Source organism: Acinetobacter sp. YH12068_T (assembly GCF_024606005.1).
Lineage (GTDB): Bacteria > Pseudomonadota > Gammaproteobacteria > Pseudomonadales > Moraxellaceae > Acinetobacter > Acinetobacter amyesii.
This window is the reverse complement of record NZ_CP094555.1, coordinates 1,148,999-1,168,712: the sequence shown is the minus strand read 5'-3', so window position 1 is coordinate 1,168,712 and position 19,714 is coordinate 1,148,999. Positions and strand designations below refer to the sequence as shown.

The following is a 19,714-nucleotide window of genomic DNA, read 5'->3' as shown; positions in this document are numbered from 1 at the left end:
TAACTTTAGAATAAACGGTTCATACCATTCAATGTTGCAACACGGTACGCTTCCGCCATAGTCGGATAGTTAAATGTGGTTTCTACGAAATATTTAATCGTATTGTTCGGGCTGTTCATCACAGCCTGACCAATGTGAATAATTTCCGCAGCATTATTACCGAAGCAATGAACACCTAAAATTTCTAAAGTATCACGATGGAACAAGATTTTAAGCTCGCCCACGGTATCGCCCGTAATTTGCGCACGTGCCAAATGACGGAAAGATGCCTGACCCACTTCATACGGAATTTTTTCTTCAGTTAACTGTTGTTCAGTTTTACCAATCGAAGAAATTTCAGGAATTGTATAAATACCTGTAGGAATATCCGTTACAGGTGCAATTCCTTCTTCACCGCTCATGTTAGAACCGGCACAGCGACCTTGGTCATATGCAGCAGATGCAAGTGAAGGCCAACCGATTACATCACCCGCAGCAAAGATATTCTCTACTTCAGTTTGATATTGATCATTCACGGTTAATTGACCACGGCTGTTTGGTTTGATGCCTACATTTTCTAGGCCTAAACCATCGGTATTACCAGAACGACCGTTACACCACAAAATCGCATCTGCTTTAATTTTCTTACCACTTTGCAAGTGCAGAACTACATGATCGTCATGTGTTTCAAGATGATCAATCTGCTCGTTGTGGCGAATCAGTACACCCTGCTCACGTAAACGATATGACAATGCATCTGAGATTTCATCGTCTAAATAGCTGAGTAATTTGTGCTGTGTATTGATCAAGTCTACTTTATGGTCTAAACCAATAAAGATAGACGCGTATTCACAACCAATCACACCTGCACCATAAATGATGATTTTTTGGATTGAATAATCCAGATCCAAAATTTTATCTGAATCAAATACGCGAGGATGATTAAAGTCTAAAGCAGCTGGACGGTAAGGACGTGAACCTGTTGCAATCACTAATTGCTGGAATACTAAAGTTTCCGTCATACCTTCATTGCTAAAAATCAAAACAGTGTTTTGATCTTGGATATACGCACGGCCGTGGAAAATATCAATTTTATTACGGTCATAAAAACGTGAATGAGTTTCAACTTGTTGTTGAATCACTTTATGCGCATTACGTAACACCTGTTTCATCGTGAACTGTTTCCATTCACCGACTTTTTGGAACATAGGGTCACGTTGGTAACGTAAAATGCTTGAAACGGTCTGACGCAATGCTTTACTTGGAATTGTTCCTACATGGGTACAGTTACCACCAAGCTGTTCACGCATATCTACAATTGCAACTCGCTTACCTGATTTAGCAAGTTTCATTGCAGCGCCTTCACCCGCAGGGCCAGAACCCAGAACTACCGCATCGTATTTCACGAAAGTTCCACTAACGACCTCTTTCTTACGTGGCATTCAACGCTCCTTTACAAATATTCTTTAATCTAGGCTGTATTATGACGTATATCCTAACTTTTTTGGATATTTAGCTCACATATATTATGTGATAACCACATTTATTATATGAATATCGTTTTCCCCCTATTTAAGCTCAAGTCCGCTATAATGATCGAGCTAATTTTTTGAATATCTCCTCGTCAAAAACAGTGGAAAAGTTGAATATGTCTGAGAACCGTAAACCTGTACAGGGTGTAAAACTTCGTGGCGCAGAAAAAGTCGCTCGCATACCTGTGAAGGTTGTGCCAACGGTTGAAACGCCTCGTAAGCCTGACTGGATTCGGGTCAAAATGGCTGCCCCTGATGAAGTTCAACGTATTAAAACAACTTTGCGCGCACAAAAATTACATACCGTGTGTGAAGAAGCGGCTTGCCCGAACTTACCTGAATGTTTCGGTGGCGGTACTGCAACCTTTATGATTATGGGCGATATCTGTACTCGTCGTTGCCCATTCTGCGACGTTGCGCATGGTCGTCCTAATGCTCTTGACCCAGATGAACCACGTCACATGGCAGAAACCATTGCCAATCTTGGTTTGAAATATGCCGTAATTACGTCGGTCGACCGTGATGACCTAGTTGATGGCGGCGCACAGCACTTTGTTGACTGTATTAAAGAAGCTCGTGACTTGAGTCCAAAAACACTTTTGGAAATTCTAGTTCCTGACTTCCGTGGTCGTATGGATGTTGCCCTTCGTATTATGACGGAGTGTCCACCTGATGTGTTTAACCACAACATTGAAACCGTGCCACGTTTGTATAAAGCAATGCGTCCGGGTTCTGACTACCAACACTCTCTAAACTTATTAAAAATGTTTAAAGAATACTGCCCAGATGTTCCAACCAAATGTGGTTTGATGGTCGGTATTGGTGAAACTGAAGAAGAAGTGATCGCGTTATTAGACGACTTAAAAGCACACGATGTTGACTATGTCACCATTGGTCAGTACTTACAGCCCTCTAAAGAACATGCACCGATCGATCGTTTCGTTACACCTGAAGAGTTTGATCGTTACACAGCACATGGTCAAAAGCTTGGTTTCAAAAACATTTGGGCTGCACCAATGGTCCGTTCAAGCTACTTTGCTGACCGTCAATACTATGGTGAGCCAGTACCTGCGGTACGTCGTAAAACTGATCCTGCAAAGAAAATTGCAGTTCAAACGATTGAAGCTTAATCACGCAAAGATTTAAAACATCGCAAATTAAAGCCCTCATTAATTGAGGGCTTTTTTTGTGGCTTTCACACACTCAGCCTAATTCGTTTCCCAATATAAGATCTTTCGAAAATTGTCCGTTCCTTAAACGTTATCCAATATATCGAATCATCCAAGTTTACGTAATGTGACATTTCTTTGCCCGATAGGGATTGTGTTGTGATTATTTATTAATCAATCTATTGATAACACTTTATTTGCGCTTTCAATATATTCGCGCAATTGTCCAATCATACTCACCAGCCGAGTGATGCCATTTTGACAGTCTCATGCACTTTAAAATCAGAAAGACAAAAGATGAGATCATTTTTAAACGCATGTAGGCTGTTTTAAACGCATAACGCTCTGGCCCTTGTCACTGGAGCCATAACAAATGCTATTTATACTCAGTGCAGTACTCTTTATTTTTGCTCTTTGGGCCGTTTTTTTCTTTGAACTTTCACGAGCTGTAGGTGCAATAACACTGATATTTGTTTCAATTGCACTCGCCTTTTTAACCCCATGGTCATTAATACTTGGCATCCCGCTTATTGCTTTAAGTTTAGTTATGTTGATTGACCCACTGCGGCTCAATCTGCTCACCAAACCTGCCTATAAAACCTTAGCAAATGCAATGCCGAGTATGAGTATTACGGAACGTGAAGCATTAGATGCAGGAACAAGTTGGTGGGAAAAAGAGCTATTTATGGGCGCGCCTGATTGGAAAAAATTTGAGGCTTATCCCTACCCTCAGTTCAGCGCTGAAGAACAATCCTTCATTGATAATGAAGTCGAGCAACTTTGTGCCATGCTCAACGAGTGGGATATTCACCATAAACATAAAGACCTCCCACCAGAAGCTTGGCAATTCATTAAAGATAATGGCTTCTTAGGACTGGTGATTCCAAAATCGTATGGAGGACGTGAATTTAGTTCATTTGCACAAAGCCGTGTCATGAGCAAGATTGCATCTCGCTCACTCACTGCCGCAGTCAGTTGTATGGTGCCCAACTCTCTTGGACCGGGGGAATTACTTCTACACTATGGTACCGAAGCACAAAAAGACCGATACCTCCCTGGCCTTGCAAAAGGTGAAGAAATTCCATGTTTTGGACTCACCAGCCCTGAAGCAGGCTCAGATGCAGGCGCTATTCCAGATACAGGTGTCGTCTGTTATGGCACTTTTGAGGGACAACAAGTGCTCGGCTTAAACATGAACTTCTCCAAACGCTGGATTACCCTTGCACCGATTGCCACCGTCATTGGTCTAGCATTTAAACTATACGATCCAGATGGATTATTGGGAGATAGAAATAAAACTGAATATGGCATCACTTGTGCACTGCTACCGGCGAGTCATGAGGGTGTCATTACAGGCCCTCGTCATAATCCAGGCTCTCCGTTTATGAATGGTACAGTTGAAGGCAAAGATGTCTTTATTCCCTTAGACTGGATCATTGGAGGGATTGAAAATGCAGGCAAAGGCTGGCGTATGCTGATGGAATGTTTAGCGGTTGGTCGTGGCATTTCACTCCCAGCTTTGTCAACGGCAGCCGGAGAAATGGCATATTTAAATGTCGGTGCATTTGCCAAAGTTCGTCAGCAATTTAAAATTTCTGTAGGTAATTTTGAAGGTGTACAAGAAGCTTCGAGTGATATCGCATCAGATGCTTATATGCTTGAAGCATTCCGCTATTTGGTGACTTGTGGTTTAAACCAAGGCGGCAAACCTGCTGTAATGACTGCAATGGCCAAATACTATGCCACTGAAACCATGCGGAAAGTGGTGAATCATGGCATGGACATCGTCGGTGGACGTGCCGTGCAAATGGGACCTCGTAATTTTTTAGCTTTGAATTATCAAGCCATTCCTGTGTCAATTACCGTCGAAGGCGCCAATATTCTAAGTCGCTCTCTAATGATTTTTGGACAAGGCTCAATGCGTTGTCATCCATATTTATTTGAAGAGCTACAATTACTTCAAGCCGAAGATAAAAACGCTGCACTCAATACATTCAACGAAATGCTCTTTAAGCACTTGGGCTATACTTTTAACCGAACTGCAAGTGCCTTTGCTTATGCGTTCACTGGTGGCCCATCAGATTCACCTGCTTCAGCAGATGAATTTAGCCGCCCCTACTATAAAAAAATTAATCGATTCAGTGCCGATTTCGCGCTGACTGCAGATATGTGTCTTGGCCTATTAGCCGGTGATATTAAACGTAAAGAAATGCTTTCGGGCCGACTTGCAGACATTCACTCTTATTTATTTATAGCAACGGCTATTCTTAAATATTATGAACAAGGTCAAAAAAGTGAAGCTGAACAATTACATGCGCAACTTGCATTAGATAAAGCTTTGTACAATGTTGAAGAAGCTTTCCAGGGCTTATTTGACAACTTCCCAATGCGGCTGGCAGCAAGCGTAGTAAAAATCATTTGCTTTCCGTTTGGACGAGTTGTTGCTAAACCGACAGACCGTTTAAAACGTGAAGTTGCCACTCAAATGATGCTAGACAACACTTTCCGCCAAGAACTGAAAAAGCACGTGTATTACAGCACCGCAGCAGATGAAGTTTCTGGTCGTATGGAAAATGCCTTTTTACAACTGTTAAAAATTGAACCGCTGTGGAACCAATTTAAAAAAGCTGAATCTAAAGGTCAATTCAAAGGTTTAACTTTTGAAGCACATATAGCCGATGCAATTGCACAAAAAGTCATTACAGTCTCTGAAGCTGAACAGCTCAGCACGTACAACATTCAACGCTATGACAGTATGCTCACAGATGTTTTCGATATGCAACTCATCCACGAACTTGAGCTATCAAATCCACATTTAACCGTTTCACCAGAAGTGAAAAAGCAACAACACACCGATGATGAACCAGAAGCATTTCTGCGTTATTAATCAGTTTCTGCATCGCTTTTGAGCTTAATTTTTCTCAAAATAAAAGCCATTCCACTGTTAAACAATGGGATGGCTTTTTTATACGACCATCAGCCAATGGTATCGCAGAGTCAAAGGTATAGGCTGTACTGCAAAATTACATCACAGAGGGTTTGCTACATGTCACAACAAGATTATGAAAATGGCTTAAAAGTTCGTACTGAAGTTATGGGTGAAAGTTTCGTCAAACGTGCGCAAGATAATACCGTGCCATTTACTCAACCTTTGCAAGATTGGATTAATGAGCATGCATGGGGTTCAACTTGGCAACGTGAAGGCGTTTTACCCCGTAAATATCGCTCACTGATTACCATTGCATTTTTAACTGCACAAAAAAGTCCAACAGAACTCAAGGGTCATGTCCGAGGTGCTTTAAATAATGGGGCGACTGTAGAAGAAATTCAGGAAGTGTTACTTCATAGTTTGCCATATTGTGGCGCACCGGCGACTCAAGAAGCCTTTCGTGCGGCACTTGAAGTCATTAATGACTATCAAAAATCTGAATAAGTTACTGCGTTATAAAACGGCTTTAGAAAACTACGATTATCGTGGTTTTCTAAAGGGTTTCATCTTGTTTTTAACTTAGGACCTTAAATGCAGTGAATCCCGAATCAAATCCAATACACATTAAAATTATAGAAGAATTCATTCACTTCAAATCGAACTTGATATCCCAATTCTGTAAGCTCAGCAGATAAACTTCGAATCTCTTCTAAAGCTAAATGCTTGGGTAAAACCGTAAATACGGCGGTATTCCCCTGTTTGGCATTTTCCTCAATCAGCAAAGCCAAACGTGTCTTATATAAGGCGATATCTAAATTGGCTTGACTGGATAAAACTTTGGCATGTTCAGCGGGTAAAAAGCTCATATTCTTATACGCTTATCTGATTATTATTGCTTATAAATTAAGCCAAATTCAGCAAAGTGTGCAATGCATTTTTGTAATTGATATTTCAATTACAAAGCGCATTGTTTGGCGCAAACGATGCTCTTCAAAGCGATATACAAAAAAAGGTACTCAAAAGAAATCCCTCATGACGAGGGATTTTCTATGCTAGCGGGGTAATGGAATATATTGCGAGTCACTGTTTTGAGTTTGCGGTTTACGCTCTCCCACTTGTACAGGTAATGTCATCACCTTTCCGTCTCGCTCAATGTCAATTTGCATAGTGCTCAATGGCGCTTGTTGTGCAACGTAGTTGATTAAATGCGAAGTCGAGGTAATTAGCTCATTATTCACTTTCATGATTTTATCACCACGTTTTAAACCTGCTTGTGCTGCAGGTCCATTGCGAATGACATCTGCCACAATCACGCCATTCACCCGTGGATCTAAAATATTTTCTTGTTTAATTGGAAGTAAACTAATACCTAACCAACCACGTACCACTCGCCCATCTTTTAAAATAGCGTTCAGCACTTGTTGGCACACTTTTGCAGGAATGGCAAAACCAATCCCCAAAGAGCCACCTGACTGCGAGAAGATCGCGGTATTTACACCAATTAAGTTCCCTGCAACATCAATTAAAGCACCACCAGAGTTACCGGGGTTGATCGCCGCATCTGTTTGAATAAAGTCTTCGTAAGTGTTGATTCCCAAATCTGAACGACCTGTAGCTGAGATAATCCCTTGTGTAACCGTCTGACCTACGCCAAAAGGGTTACCAATCGCTAGGACGACATCACCGACTTCATTGCCACTTAGCTTAAATGGCAAAACCGGTAATTGACTCATTTCAATCTTAATCACAGCTAGGTCTGTATCTGGGTCTGTACCCACAACTTTCGCTTCAGCACGACGACCATCATGTAAAGCCACAACGATCTGATCGGCCTGTGCGATCACGTGGTTATTCGTCAAAATATAGCCATCTGGACGAACAATCACACCTGAACCTAAACTATTTTCGTTTTGATTAGTTTGATCTGGAAGTTGATTACCAAAAAACTCACGGTAAACCGGATCATTTAATAAAGGATGATCCAATTGTTTCACTTTTTGCGTAGTGAAAATATTGACAACCGCTGGAGCAGCAACTTTTACCGCAGCACTATACGAAACTACACCGCCTGTACGCGATGTATCAATGAGGGGCTCAACCTTTTCTGCAGGCATTTTAACCCCATCTGGGGCAATGGGTGCTTTAGGTTTTTGAACCTGTTGCCATGTAAAGAAACCGATGATCACAAGTATTAATAATACCCAAGGTAACCATGTAAAGGTCCGACGCACGTCTATATCCTCTAAATTTTATAATTCATTGATGGCTAAATAATTTATATCGTATTGTAATGTAATATTTTCAACAAACTTAAAAATAAACACAGAGATTTGTGATTCTTTAGTTACAATTTAAACAATCGTAAATTTTGATGCATCTCTTTGAGATTTTGGACAGTATATGGCTCAGTTAAGTGAAATTATTCAGTGGTGTGACAGCACACTCAAAGCACATGAATTTAAGGACTATGCTCCCAACGGCTTGCAAATTGAAGGCTCAGCAGAAGTGCATAAAATTCTATGTGCAGTTACCGCATCACAAACAGCGATTGAAGCCGCGATAGCAGCAAAAGCTGATTTGCTATTGGTACACCATGGTTATTTTTGGAAAGGTGAAGCTTACCCAATCACAGGTATGCGTGGCAAACGCATCAAAACCCTGATCAAAAAAGATATTTCATTAGTTGGCTATCACTTACCTTTAGATAGTCACCCTATTTTAGGTAATAATGCAGCGATAGCAGATTTGCTCGAATTAGAGAATATTGAAGCCTTAGATCCTACTGAGCGCAATCCTATTGGCAATGTTGGTTATTTAAAACAAGCAATGACTCCAGCGGCGTTTAAAGACTTTGTTTCTGAAAAATTAGGATTTAATGTCATTCACCTACCAGCAGATAAACCATCTATTCAAAAAATTGGTTTTTGTACGGGCGGCGCACAGGACTTTATTGGCAAAGCCGCTGCATTAGATTGTGATGCGTACATTTCAGGTGAAGTGAGTGAACGTACTTTTTACGAAGCTGAAGAATTAAATGTGCATTATTATGCATGTGGACATCATGCAACTGAAAGATATGGTGTACAACGACTCGCAAAAGCTATTTCAGAACAGTTCAATATTGAGTATAGTTATTTCGAATTAAACAACCCGATTTAATTTAAATCGTCTTGGTCTTTGACTCAGCCCTTATACGTATATTTTCAGGCTTTATTCTGTATTGTTATTTATAAGCAATGCGCATTTTACTGCAAGAATCTATTACAATAACGGCACTTAATGTCAAAACCCAGCAAAATGCAAGGAATTGAAAACATGACAACGATTACTTTACCAGCGTTACCTTACGGTTACGAAGATCTTGCTCCTCATATCAGCAAAGAAACTTTAGAATACCATCACGACAAACACCACAATACTTATGTGGTTAACCTAAACAAAGCAATTGAAGGTACTGACCTTGCTGGCAAAACTTTAGAAGAAATCATCACTGCTGTTAAAGGCGATGCTTCTAAAGCTGGTATCTTCAACAATGCAGCTCAAGTATGGAACCACACATTCTACTGGAACTGTATGGCTAAAAACGGTGGCGGTAAAGCTACTGGCGCTTTAGCAGCTAAAATCGACGAAGCTTTTGGTTCTTACGAAAAATTCGCTGAAGAATTTGCAAATGCTGCTGCAACTCAGTTCGGTTCAGGTTGGGCTTGGTTAGTTGCTGACGAAGTAAACGGCAACCTTTCTATCCTTAAAACTTCAAATGCTGACACTCCACTTGCTCACGGTAAAGTTGCTGTGTTGACTATCGACGTTTGGGAACACGCTTACTACATCGATTTCCGTAACGCTCGTCCTAAATACATCTCTACTTTCTTAGAAAGCCTAGTGAACTGGGACTATGCAAACGCTAAATATGCAGGTCAAGCTGCTGGCGTTGAAAAATAAGTTTTAAAACTTATTCAAAAGTCAAAAAAATCACCCTTTTAGGGTGATTTTTTATGCTTTAAATATCATACTGCCATAACAAACAATATTACACAAAAGAATGAATCAAGAGCCATTACTAATCATAAAAGCAAAATATACCAAAATATTAGTGATGTTTATCTTTATCACTATAATCCTGTATGTGAGTTACTCTTATGTTCAAGAATCTATTAAATATAGCTTTAATTCAGCACTAATACTGACTGGATTATCAATTATGGAATTCGTCTTAATTTTACTTATCATCAAAAATGGACTGCCACAAATTAGATTTTTCGAAAGTCATTGTATAATTCAACTTTATATAATGAAAATTCAGTTTAACTATGATCAAATAGAAAGCATATCCATTAACAACACAAAAAGTCACTACAAACTATTACCTGTCGGTAATGAATATTTATTAAGGATTAAGCCTCTTTCATAAATCAAAAAACGAACAGTCTCTTGCTGATTATTTGTACCGAAGAATTTTAAATATTCATGCATAATCTGCGGATGAAATATATCGATTCAAAGAAGCTTTCTGAAACACAATTTAAGCGATACACCGGCATATCATGGTCAACCTTTGATTTAATGGTTGAACAACTGAAAATGCATGTTCCTGCTAAAGGTAGACCAACTAAATTGAGCATAGAAGATCAAATCCTTCTGTGCTTAAGTTATTGGCGTGAATACCGAACCTTGTTCCATGTTGCAACAAGTTATGGTGTGTCAGAGCCGACTGCTTCAAGAATTGTCCGTCATGTAGAGGACTGCCTGATCAAGTCCAATTTATTTAATTTACCGAAGCATTTGCCTGAGGGCGAAGGCATCGACTGGAACGTGGTGATTGTTGATGCCACAGAAATTCCAATACAAAGACCTAAAAAAACAGAAGAAAAGCTATAGTGGCAAAAAGAAGGCACATACTTTCAAAGTTCAGGCCATCATTCATTATAGAACTCAGCAAATTATGAGTTTATGCACTGATCGTGGTGCTGTACATGATTTCGAACTCTTCAAACGAAACTTACATCAGATTCCGGCAGGTGCCTTTATCCTTGCAGATAAAGGCTATCAAGGGATTTACGCAGTGTATCCAAATAGCTTGTTGCCATTAAAAGCAAAAAAGCGCTGTAAATTGGATCCTGAACTAAAAATCTATAATCAAGAAATCAACAAAAGAAGAATTGGGGTTGAGCATGTATTTGGTAGTTTAAAAACTTTCAAAATCCTTGCCGAGCGATATCGTAATCGAGGAAAAAGACTGGGCTTAAGATTCAATTTAATTGCGGGAATCTATAATTTAGAGCTGAGCAAAAAATGAATTATGAAAGAAGTCTATTGTATTCAAACACAATCAAAATCTTTTTAATCTACTCCAAAACACCATTAAACCTGTTATGTCTTTTTCTAAATTTCATTTAGATACCTTCGCAAACCATCAAATTTTAGAAATATATTTATTATTCCAAATTATAATTCCTTTAGATCAAGAGAAACGTATAACTACGCTTAAAAATTTAAATCTACAAAATTTGACGATAAAGCAAATCAGCAACCTAGATGATATAAAAAAATTCAAAAATAACCGCTATTTAAGAAAAAATTTCTAGACTTGAACAATAAAAAAACATTCAAATAGTCATTTCATCAAATCTGCTTGACCACTTTAAAATTCATCCCTAAAATGCGCATCAGATTCTCCAATAGCTCAGTCGGTAGAGCGACGGACTGTTAATCCGCAGGTCCCTGGTTCGAGCCCAGGTTGGAGAGCCATCTATTCTTCCATAGCTCAGTCGGTAGAGCGACGGACTGTTAATCCGCAGGTCCCTGGTTCGAGCCCAGGTGGAAGAGCCAGATTCTAAAAAGCCCACTCATTGCGAAGTGGGTTTTTTATCGCCAACTATTTAACAAAGCATACCTACTTTTTTGTTTATGCTTTCCTAAAAGTATCCGTATAAGTACTAACCTGTCTGATTCGGCTATTTTTAAAACACTTAATTTGATTTTTCTGTATTTTATTTAAATCAGGCTTGACCACCCTCCCATACATCTTTAGAATCCACTTCAGATTCTCCAATAGCTCAGTCGGTAGAGCGACGGACTGTTAATCCGCAGGTCCCTGGTTCGAGCCCAGGTTGGAGAGCCAAATTCTAAAAGCCCACGCATTATGTCGTGGGCTTTTTTTATGCTCTGACTTTTGTTTTAAGATAAGTATAACTTGCTCTATGACCTAAGCTATTCACTTAGCTCTCCGACCACATTAGAAAGAATAGTCAGAGCTTAAGTTTTAAAAACGCTTTATATTAAAGGTGTTTATATTTAATACATTCAGCCTAAATTTCCTTATTTTTTGCAATTCTGACTTGACCTCACTGCATTTGCCCCATAGAATGCGTGCAGATTCTCCAATAGCTCAGTCGGTAGAGCGACGGACTGTTAATCCGCAGGTCCCTGGTTCGAGCCCAGGTTGGAGAGCCAAATTCTAAAAAGCCCACGCATCATGACGTGGGCTTTTTTCATATATGTAGTTTATTCCGTGCCAGATCTAAGTCAGTTCATATTTTTTATTATTGGTTGCTTGGCAACTTTTGCCCTTGTCTGCTTAGTCTTTCCCAGACTGTTTAGAAGCAAACAAAAGTTTTTCCCACGTCGTGTAATCACTGCCTTTGAAAGTAAGATGTTTCATCGATTAAATGAAGCATTTCCGGACTACCACATTTTAGCCCAAGTGGCGTTTAGCGCACTGATCACCACTCAAAATTACAAAATCAGAAATAGATTTAATCGAAAAGTCACTGATTTTGTCATACTTGACCAAACTTATAATGTGCTTGTGATTATCGAACTGGATGACCCCAGTCATATAGGCAAAGAGCAAGAAGATGCTGAACGTGATGCAATGCTTGAAGAAGCTGGCTACCGTGTAATCCGCTACACCAGTATTCCAACAGTTCACACGCTCAGGCATGATGTAAATAAATAGTTGTTAAATACCTAAAGTACAATCAAACATTGGGTGAATGCGCATTGCATTCACATCCATAACGTAAGCAGAATTTTATTGAGCATTTGACTCTTGAGCTGCCAGCACTTCTGATACTGCTTGGTCAGCCTCAGCAGCCAAAGCCTCATCTTGTGCTTCTTTTGCTTTAATACGCTCAATCATTTCAGCTTGTTGTTGCTTATATTTTTCTTGGTTTTTGGCATCACTATTGACTGCAAGAAAAGCCATACTGACCAAAAATATAGGAATCAATAGCCCAAGTGCCATCAAAATGATCATCTTTTTGGTATTGGGTTTTGGCTTTACTTCAGACATAACGATTCTTTCATTTACATAAATAATTCGACGCCCAATATAGCAAAAAACAAAATTCGCTCAAGTCTTCATAACATTCTTTGCTCGAACTAACTGTACCCCCTCATTTTCACGGATTGAATGATTAATAATCCAATATGCAAAAAAAGGAGACATGCTCCTTTTTTTTATTATTGAAAAAACTTAGCTTGAAGCAGCTACCCCCTTACAATGTGGACTTTGGCTTGCATCTTTTTGCTCATTGGTTAAGACAATACCTGTACCTGCAGACATTTTAGCTTGAATAAATTCGACCGCTTGCGCATTTCTACAGATAATTGCCTGTGTATGACTTGCATTTGGCACAACGTCTAATTGATAACCTTCAGCATAATTTGCATCTGGGAAATACTTCTTCGCTTGTGTTTTCATATTTGCAAATAGCGCTTGCGTAACCACAGGAATAACTGCCTGATCATTTGCACCTTGAATAATATACACAGGCGCTTTAATCACTTTATCAGCGCTTGCATTTGTCGCTGGTTGATTATCATTTAAAAATTTCTGAACAACAGGATCGGTATCGATTTTATTCAAATCAATTCCATACTGTGAAACCGTATGCGTTGGATCCTTTAAGAATTCAATCACAGCTGCTTTAAACTGTTCTTGCAAACCATTTGCGCCATTTGGATCGGCATAACTTAAACATGCACCGTCATCCCCTGTACGTCCATAGGCTTTTTCTGCAATAACACCGGCATCAGCAGTAAAGATATTTTTTAAATCATAATTTGGCTCATAGGCTTTAATACCCGAACTGGTCAATGCAGCATATGCCAAAAGCTCAGCATAGCCATCTGCAATTTGATCAATTAACGCTTGTGCTTGAACCTCAGAAAGCTGCCCCATACTAAGTGCATAACGCACTTGAGCCAACTGTTCATCCAATCTATTCAATCCATGGGGTTTAGGTTGACCGTTTGCATCAACATTTAGTTTTGGATCTAAATAAATCTTAATAATCGTGCCTAAACTCGACGCAGGTGCGGCTGCTACTGCACCTTTATAGTTAGTATCGGTATTCGCAAATTCCGCCGTGCCTAAGGATGCATGACCACCTTGCGATTGACCAATCGACATCCACTGACCATTGAGTTGCTTACCATAATGTTCTTTTGCCGCTTTAACTGCAGTAAGCGCCGAATTTGCCGCACTTGATAAATTAAGGTATGGATGAACTCCTTTGGTTCCTAAGCCTTCATAGTCTGGCGCCACAATTACATAACCTGCCGCCATAAGCGTGTTAGCTAGAATTTTAAAACGTGGATGAATTAGATTTTTACTTGGCGCACACTCATCTCCTGCTCCGACTGTCCCATGCTCCCACACCACAACGCGATACCCATCTTTAGGTTGTGTAGCTTTTGGAAATAACACCAAGGCTGTTGCAGTCGCTGCTTTCCCCTGTACATTTGTCATGTTATAGGTCATGACTTTAATGGACGATGTATTGTCTACTGTATTGAAAGCATAATTTGCTTCAGACACAAATGTTGATTTTTGATTCGAAGATGATGAGTCATTATCATCGTCATTACACGCGGTTAAAGACAGCATAGAAACTGCAACTGTCAGAGCTAATGCTATTTTTGAACGTTTCATAAAATATCCTTTTTAATCATTATTCTTTAAACATGAAACTACATGCCTTTTTATTAATGCATAAAAAAAAGCACCCGAATAGGATGCTTTAGTTCATTTTAAAAAGTTTCAGATCAATGACATTAAAGAGCCAATGCCATAAAAATTCCAATAAAAATCATAAACCCTACCCAACGGTTATGGCGAAACGCCCAAAAACATAACTGCGGATCACGGCCTTTGGTTTTAGTCCACTGGTAAATAAAATCGGCAGCCACAGCCAATAACGCGAGCAAACCGAATGGCATCAAGAGATCTTCTGAATACAACGCAGAACCAATCAGTACAATGCTTAGCGCCTGTAATAAAGAAATGATTTCAATATCATATTTACCAAATAAAATCGCAGTTGATTTCACGCCAATTTTCAAGTCATATTCACGGTCAGTAATGGCATATTGTGTGTCATATGCAACGGTCCACGCCAAATTACCCAAATACAATAACCAACAAGTTAAATCAGGTGTTTGCCCCACAGCGGTATAAGCCATAGGAATCGACCATGAAAATGCCGCGCCTAAAAATACTTGTGGCAGATGCGTGTAGCGTTTCATAAAGGGATAAATGAACGCTAAAAACAATGCACCAAAGGACCAATAAAAAGTTTCTATCGGTAAAAAGAACAACATACATGCGCTAGCAAGCACCAAAATCAAGAACACATATATGGCTTCTTTAGCACTAATCACTCCAGTGGCTAAAGGACGATGTTTGGTTCTTTCCACAGCACCATCGACTTTACGGTCAGCAAAGTCATTAATCGCACAACCTGCTGCACGCATAAATATCGTGCCTAAAATCATGGGAATCAAAATACTGAATTGCGGTGTTCCTTGATTGGCAATCCACAGTGCCCACATGGTTGGCCAAAAAACCAGTTCCGTGCCAATTGGCTTATCGAAGCGACATAAATAGTAATAAGCTTCTAAACGCTGCTGCCAAGTAATTTGTTGCACCACGGCCATGACTGTCCTTCATCTGGTAATGTTATTTCTGCAAATATTGTTCAAAACTCGCTAAAAAAGTTTCCTGAACAATAAATTTACAACCATGCCAAGTATAACAGCTCTGACGTGTCCAACCATCGTCTAGCCACAGTACACGCCGCTCACACTTCGGATTGGTACGCTGAAATAAAAAATGTCCGATCGGTTTTTTACCAATATGCTGAAAAATCCGCGCACGTCCTTGTATGCTAAGGATTGGAAATATACTTTTTGCCTTGACCCACGGCTCAGCTTCACAGCCATATAAATAACTTTCACGTACCCAAGCTGTGTGCTGTATTGGCATTTGTAGCCACCGTGCATCTTGAAGCGTCATACGTTGAAATTGCTCAATACTCGGCTCAACTTTAAATACACCTTGGGCAAAATCTGTTAATTGTTGGGTTAATGAACCCGAAGCATACAACCATGTTCTTAATTCAGGAGACATTCTTTTATCCCGCATTTCGCATGCTTGACGCTGCATATTTCATTTCCCTTATAACCATTTGCTGAGTATAGCGAATCATTAGTGTAACCAACTCAACATCGTTTTTCATGACCCATAGCTTGTTTTCAGTAAAATGAGCAAAACCAAAACAGCTTAAGCACTTCATTACATATGTAATCAACACAAACCTCACATACACAGTATGATGTCGTTGATAACCACTAAATTACAAAGCATAATGTTTCCATATAAGCCGCTATATGTTTTTATTTTTTTCGTTTTACTTTGTGCCAATATCACGGCTCAAGCAAAATCTATTGCGCTCAGTTTTGATGATGGATTAAATCCAGCGTTTAACGCACAAGCGGAACAAATCAATGCCCAAATTTTAAAACATCTGCATGATCAACAAATCAAAACTATTGTCTTCCCTAGCCTGATTAAAATTGGTGATTATCAAGGTAAGCAACTGATTCAAGCGTGGGGACAATCTGGCCACCTGATTGGCAATCATAGTGCACTGCACCAAAATCTGAATAAAGAAAATGTCACATTAAAAGATTATCTGCACAGTATTGAACATGCGGATACAGTGTTAAAAACGCTGCCGAATTACACACGTATCTATCGTTATCCATTTTTAAAAGAAGGTAATAGCGCTGAAAAACGTGATGCTGTCTATCAATGGTTAGAGCAGCATCAATACCGCATTGGCGGTGTGAGTATCGATGCCAGTGACTGGTTTTATAACCGAAAATATCTCGACTATGCCAAACTGCAAGATCAGGACAAATTAGACCGACTAAAACAAGCATATATTGCTCACCTGCTTCACCGAGCAGATTATTATGACCAACTTGCCCAGCTCACCATAAATCGTTCGCCACAGCATGTTTTACTTTTACATGTGAATGCTATTAATGCTGCGTTTTTGAAGGATGTCATTACTGCATTTCAGCAACATGGCTGGACTTTTATTTCAGCAGCGGACGCCCTGCATGACCCCTTATATGCGCAGCGCAGTCAAAACATCCCTGCGGGTGAAAGTGTGATTTGGTCGATTGCCAAAACAAAAGGATTCGAAAACTTACGCTACCCCGCCGAAGATGCGCCTTATGAAATCGATAATCTAAAACAGCATGGTTTGCAATGACGGTTGGTGAATTATTGGATATTCAATAAAAATGACCTGTTGTGTTGCAGGTCATTTTTTCAGTTCAATTTTTTTAGTGTGGAATTAAAAGTTATTTGTCTTGGCAATGGCTTCAAACTTGCCTTGCGGCGTTTTAATCAGAACCAGCCCTTCGGTCGTAATATAAAAACTTTCTGGGTAATCAAATTCCAATGCTAGCTCTGGGTTTTTCAGTTCGACAAATTCAGCCTGCTTATAACCTTCAACGGTCCGCCCCACTTCCAAATAAGTCACTTCTGAGAAGTTGAGTTTAAATCCCTTTGCTTGATCCGCTGGATCAATCCAAGGAAAAAAACCGGTATGTTTTTTACGTGGTTTTGCCATGTTTAGATATTCATTCAAATCTTTGCATTATCTTAACCCATCTCATAAAAAAACCCGCACAAGGCGGGTCTTTTTACAGTGAAATTCTGTACAGAATTACAAGCTGTAGTACATGTCGAATTCAACTGGGTGAGTTGTCGTGTTAAGACGACGAACTTCTTCAGTTTTAAGTTCGATGTAAGCATCAAGCATTTCTTTAGTGAACACGCCACCTTTAAGAAGGTAATCATGGTCAGCTGCAAGAGCTTCAAGCGCCATATCTAAGCTATGAGCCACTGTAGGGATTTTAGCTTCTTCTTCAGGAGGAAGGTCATACAAGTTCTTGTCAGCAGCTTCACCTGGGTGGATCTTGTTTTGGATACCGTCAAGACCAGCCATAAGAAGTGCAGCGAAACCTAAGTACGGGTTCATCATTGGATCTGGGAAACGTGCTTCGATACGTTTGCCTTTAGGGCTAGAAACGTAAGGAATACGGATAGAAGCTGAACGGTTACGTGCTGAGTAAGCAAGCATAATCGGTGCTTCGAAATGTGGTACTAAACGTTTGTACGAGTTAGTTGATGGGTTTGTGATTGCGTTCAATGAACGAGCGTGTTTGATCACACCGCCAATGAAGTACAACGCCATTTCTGAAAGACCAGCGTATTCATCACCAGCAAACAAGTTCTTGCCATCTTTAGAGATCGACATGTGAACGTGCATACCTGAACCGTTATCACCAACCATTGGTTTAGGCATAAACGTAGCAGTTTTAGCATATTGGTGAGCAACGTTCCAAACCGCATATTTGAACTGTTGAACTTCGTCCGCTTTGCGAACCATAGTGTTGAAGCTTACACCGATTTCAAGCTGGCAAGATGCAACTTCATGGTGATGTACTTCTACACGACCTGGGCCCATGATGTCTTCGATTTTTGCACACATATCTGCACGCATATCTTGTGAAGAATCAACAGGAGGAACTGGGAAGTAACCACCTTTCACACGTGGACGGTGACCAGAGTTACCCGCTTCGTAATCTTTACCAGTAGACCAAGCAGCTTCTTCAGCGATTAATGTGTGGCGCGCGCCAGACATATCGATGTCCCATTTTACTTCGTCAAAAACGAAGAATTCTGGTTCTGGACCAAAGAAAGCTGTATCACCGATACCAGTTGATTTTAGGTATTCTTCCGCACGGCGAGCAATAGAGCGTGGGTCACGTTCATAACCTTGACCAGTTGAAGGTTCGATAACATCACAAGTCACAACAACTGTAGCTTCTGCAAAGAACGGGTCGATAAAACAAGTTTCTGCATCTGGACGTAAGATCATGTCAGATGCTTCAATGCCTTTCCAACCAGCAATTGAAGAACCATCAAACATTTTGCCATCTTCAAACGTATCTTCGTCGATTGAATCTGCTGGGTAAGTTACGTGTTGTTCTTTACCCTTAGTATCAGTAAAGCGAAAATCGACCCATTTTGCGCCACTTTCTTGGATGAGTTGAAGGACCTTGTTCGCCATGCTCATTTTGCTCCGATGATTTTTTTGTGCACACTGAAGTGCGTGTTAGTAGTTGGTAGTTATTAAGCAATTACCGTACCAACTTTTAAAAGCCAAGCTAAAATATTGAATTCCTTATCAGAATAGAAGATTTTAGCTCCTTGCTTTTCGACTATTATACTGTGTGTAACAGTAAATGCACCATATTCAGCCACTCTTCATCACTTTTGTTTAAAAACTTCTCGCAGGTGTATCAAAATAGTGCAACTTGGTTTTGCACTAGTATGCACCAAAATGATTAATCGCTTTCAACGATAAAATCATTGAGATTTTATCAAAGCTTTAAGATCGAATTTAAATACGAGAGAAACTAATGGTTTAGCTAGTTATAGATGGAAAAAAATCAGCGTAATCACTATATTCATGATCGATATTTAGATTTTTTGAGCCCGTAAAGCACCCATTTTTTGACGTTAATTTAACCATTTTGTTTTAATTTTAATCAATTTACCTTTACATTAATTGTGCTCCATTTTGGTGATTTTGCTTCAAAACGGTTCATATTTTTCCATCTAGAGCCTGAATTGCTATTTTTAACGACATCAAGCAGATCTTTTTAAAATATCAATTGAACACATTTTAAACACTTAAATTCAGCCGATTGCTTTGTTCAACTTAAATCCTAAATTT

General features: G+C 39.7%; 18 protein-coding genes and 4 tRNA genes. 13 read left to right on the top strand and 9 right to left on the bottom strand.

Going from position 1 to position 19,714, the window contains the following annotated elements:
* Positions 1–5: 5 nt before the first annotated feature.
* The gene (gene sthA, locus MST18_RS05760) at positions 6–1,421 is read right to left on the bottom strand and encodes a Si-specific NAD(P)(+) transhydrogenase (RefSeq protein WP_078190237.1); all 1,416 of its coding nucleotides are present in this window, start codon (positions 1,419–1,421) and stop codon (positions 6–8) included.
* A gap of 206 nt (positions 1,422–1,627) precedes the next feature.
* Here sthA and lipA point away from each other — a divergent pair, with 206 nt between their 5' ends.
* The 3 genes from lipA (at position 1,628) to MST18_RS05745 (ending at position 6,113) form a co-directional block, all read left to right on the top strand.
* On the top strand, positions 1,628–2,641 hold the full coding sequence (gene lipA, locus MST18_RS05755; RefSeq protein ID WP_180004941.1) for a lipoyl synthase: 1,014 nt from the start codon (positions 1,628–1,630) through the stop codon (positions 2,639–2,641).
* A gap of 412 nt (positions 2,642–3,053) precedes the next feature.
* Complete coding sequence (locus tag MST18_RS05750; protein ID WP_180133987.1) at positions 3,054–5,567, top strand: acyl-CoA dehydrogenase; 2,514 nt, start codon at positions 3,054–3,056, stop codon at positions 5,565–5,567.
* Between the two features lie 159 nt (positions 5,568–5,726).
* Entirely contained in the window at positions 5,727–6,113 is a 387-nt protein-coding gene (locus MST18_RS05745; protein WP_005008801.1) for a carboxymuconolactone decarboxylase family protein, read from the top strand.
* 104 nt (positions 6,114–6,217) lie between these two features.
* Here MST18_RS05745 and MST18_RS05740 read toward each other — a convergent pair whose 3' ends face one another.
* Both MST18_RS05740 and MST18_RS05735 read right to left on the bottom strand, forming a co-directional pair.
* The gene (locus MST18_RS05740; protein WP_078191893.1) at positions 6,218–6,475 is read right to left on the bottom strand and encodes a hypothetical protein; all 258 of its coding nucleotides are present in this window, start codon (positions 6,473–6,475) and stop codon (positions 6,218–6,220) included.
* 186 nt (positions 6,476–6,661) lie between these two features.
* On the bottom strand, positions 6,662–7,840 hold the full coding sequence (locus tag MST18_RS05735) for a S1C family serine protease (protein WP_180064993.1): 1,179 nt from the start codon (positions 7,838–7,840) through the stop codon (positions 6,662–6,664).
* A 169-nt stretch (positions 7,841–8,009) separates the two neighbouring features.
* Between MST18_RS05735 and MST18_RS05730 the strand changes: the two genes are divergently transcribed.
* From MST18_RS05730 to MST18_RS05690, 9 genes are all read left to right on the top strand, one after another.
* Positions 8,010–8,768: a Nif3-like dinuclear metal center hexameric protein gene (locus MST18_RS05730; protein WP_180133988.1), complete on the top strand. Its 759-nt coding sequence runs from the start codon at positions 8,010–8,012 to the stop codon at positions 8,766–8,768.
* Positions 8,769–8,924: 156 nt separating this feature from the next.
* Positions 8,925–9,551: a superoxide dismutase gene (locus MST18_RS05725; RefSeq protein ID WP_078192384.1), complete on the top strand. Its 627-nt coding sequence runs from the start codon at positions 8,925–8,927 to the stop codon at positions 9,549–9,551.
* A gap of 540 nt (positions 9,552–10,091) precedes the next feature.
* Entirely contained in the window at positions 10,092–10,487 is a 396-nt protein-coding gene (locus MST18_RS05720) for a transposase family protein (protein ID WP_067764127.1), read from the top strand.
* Complete coding sequence (locus MST18_RS05715; RefSeq protein ID WP_213066213.1) at positions 10,435–10,905, top strand: transposase family protein; 471 nt, start codon at positions 10,435–10,437, stop codon at positions 10,903–10,905. The genes MST18_RS05720 and MST18_RS05715 overlap by 53 nt, the downstream gene beginning before the upstream one ends.
* A gap of 376 nt (positions 10,906–11,281) precedes the next feature.
* Positions 11,282–11,357: transfer RNA gene (locus MST18_RS05710), tRNA-Asn, on the top strand.
* Positions 11,358–11,362: 5 nt separating this feature from the next.
* Positions 11,363–11,438: transfer RNA gene (locus MST18_RS05705), tRNA-Asn, on the top strand.
* A 216-nt stretch (positions 11,439–11,654) separates the two neighbouring features.
* Positions 11,655–11,730 (top strand) — tRNA-Asn (locus tag MST18_RS05700).
* Between the two features lie 256 nt (positions 11,731–11,986).
* Positions 11,987–12,062 (top strand) — tRNA-Asn (locus MST18_RS05695).
* Between the two features lie 22 nt (positions 12,063–12,084).
* Entirely contained in the window at positions 12,085–12,567 is a 483-nt protein-coding gene (locus tag MST18_RS05690; RefSeq protein WP_218949488.1) for a DUF2726 domain-containing protein, read from the top strand.
* Between the two features lie 75 nt (positions 12,568–12,642).
* On the opposite strand, the gene MST18_RS05685 is transcribed toward MST18_RS05690, so the two are convergent.
* The 4 genes from MST18_RS05685 to MST18_RS05670 all read right to left on the bottom strand — a co-directional run bounded on the left by MST18_RS05685 (position 12,643) and on the right by MST18_RS05670 (position 16,059).
* Complete coding sequence (locus MST18_RS05685; protein WP_168379169.1) at positions 12,643–12,903, bottom strand: hypothetical protein; 261 nt, start codon at positions 12,901–12,903, stop codon at positions 12,643–12,645.
* A 183-nt stretch (positions 12,904–13,086) separates the two neighbouring features.
* Entirely contained in the window at positions 13,087–14,547 is a 1,461-nt protein-coding gene (locus tag MST18_RS05680; protein ID WP_180132857.1) for a S9 family peptidase, read from the bottom strand.
* Between the two features lie 122 nt (positions 14,548–14,669).
* The gene (ubiA, locus tag MST18_RS05675) at positions 14,670–15,551 is read right to left on the bottom strand and encodes a 4-hydroxybenzoate octaprenyltransferase (protein WP_180132858.1); all 882 of its coding nucleotides are present in this window, start codon (positions 15,549–15,551) and stop codon (positions 14,670–14,672) included.
* A 22-nt stretch (positions 15,552–15,573) separates the two neighbouring features.
* On the bottom strand, positions 15,574–16,059 hold the full coding sequence (locus MST18_RS05670) for a chorismate lyase (protein ID WP_111884531.1): 486 nt from the start codon (positions 16,057–16,059) through the stop codon (positions 15,574–15,576).
* A gap of 202 nt (positions 16,060–16,261) precedes the next feature.
* Between MST18_RS05670 and MST18_RS05665 the strand changes: the two genes are divergently transcribed.
* Positions 16,262–17,176 carry a polysaccharide deacetylase family protein gene (locus tag MST18_RS05665; protein ID WP_180132859.1) on the top strand — a complete coding sequence of 305 codons (915 nt, stop codon included), beginning with the start codon at positions 16,262–16,264 and terminating at the stop codon, positions 17,174–17,176.
* Between the two features lie 84 nt (positions 17,177–17,260).
* On the opposite strand, the gene MST18_RS05660 is transcribed toward MST18_RS05665, so the two are convergent.
* Positions 17,261–17,539 carry a hypothetical protein gene (locus MST18_RS05660; RefSeq protein WP_180132860.1) on the bottom strand — a complete coding sequence of 93 codons (279 nt, stop codon included), beginning with the start codon at positions 17,537–17,539 and terminating at the stop codon, positions 17,261–17,263.
* 96 nt (positions 17,540–17,635) lie between these two features.
* Entirely contained in the window at positions 17,636–19,051 is a 1,416-nt protein-coding gene (glnA, locus tag MST18_RS05655; RefSeq protein ID WP_171319222.1) for a type I glutamate--ammonia ligase, read from the bottom strand.
* Positions 19,052–19,714: the final 663 nt, after the last annotated feature.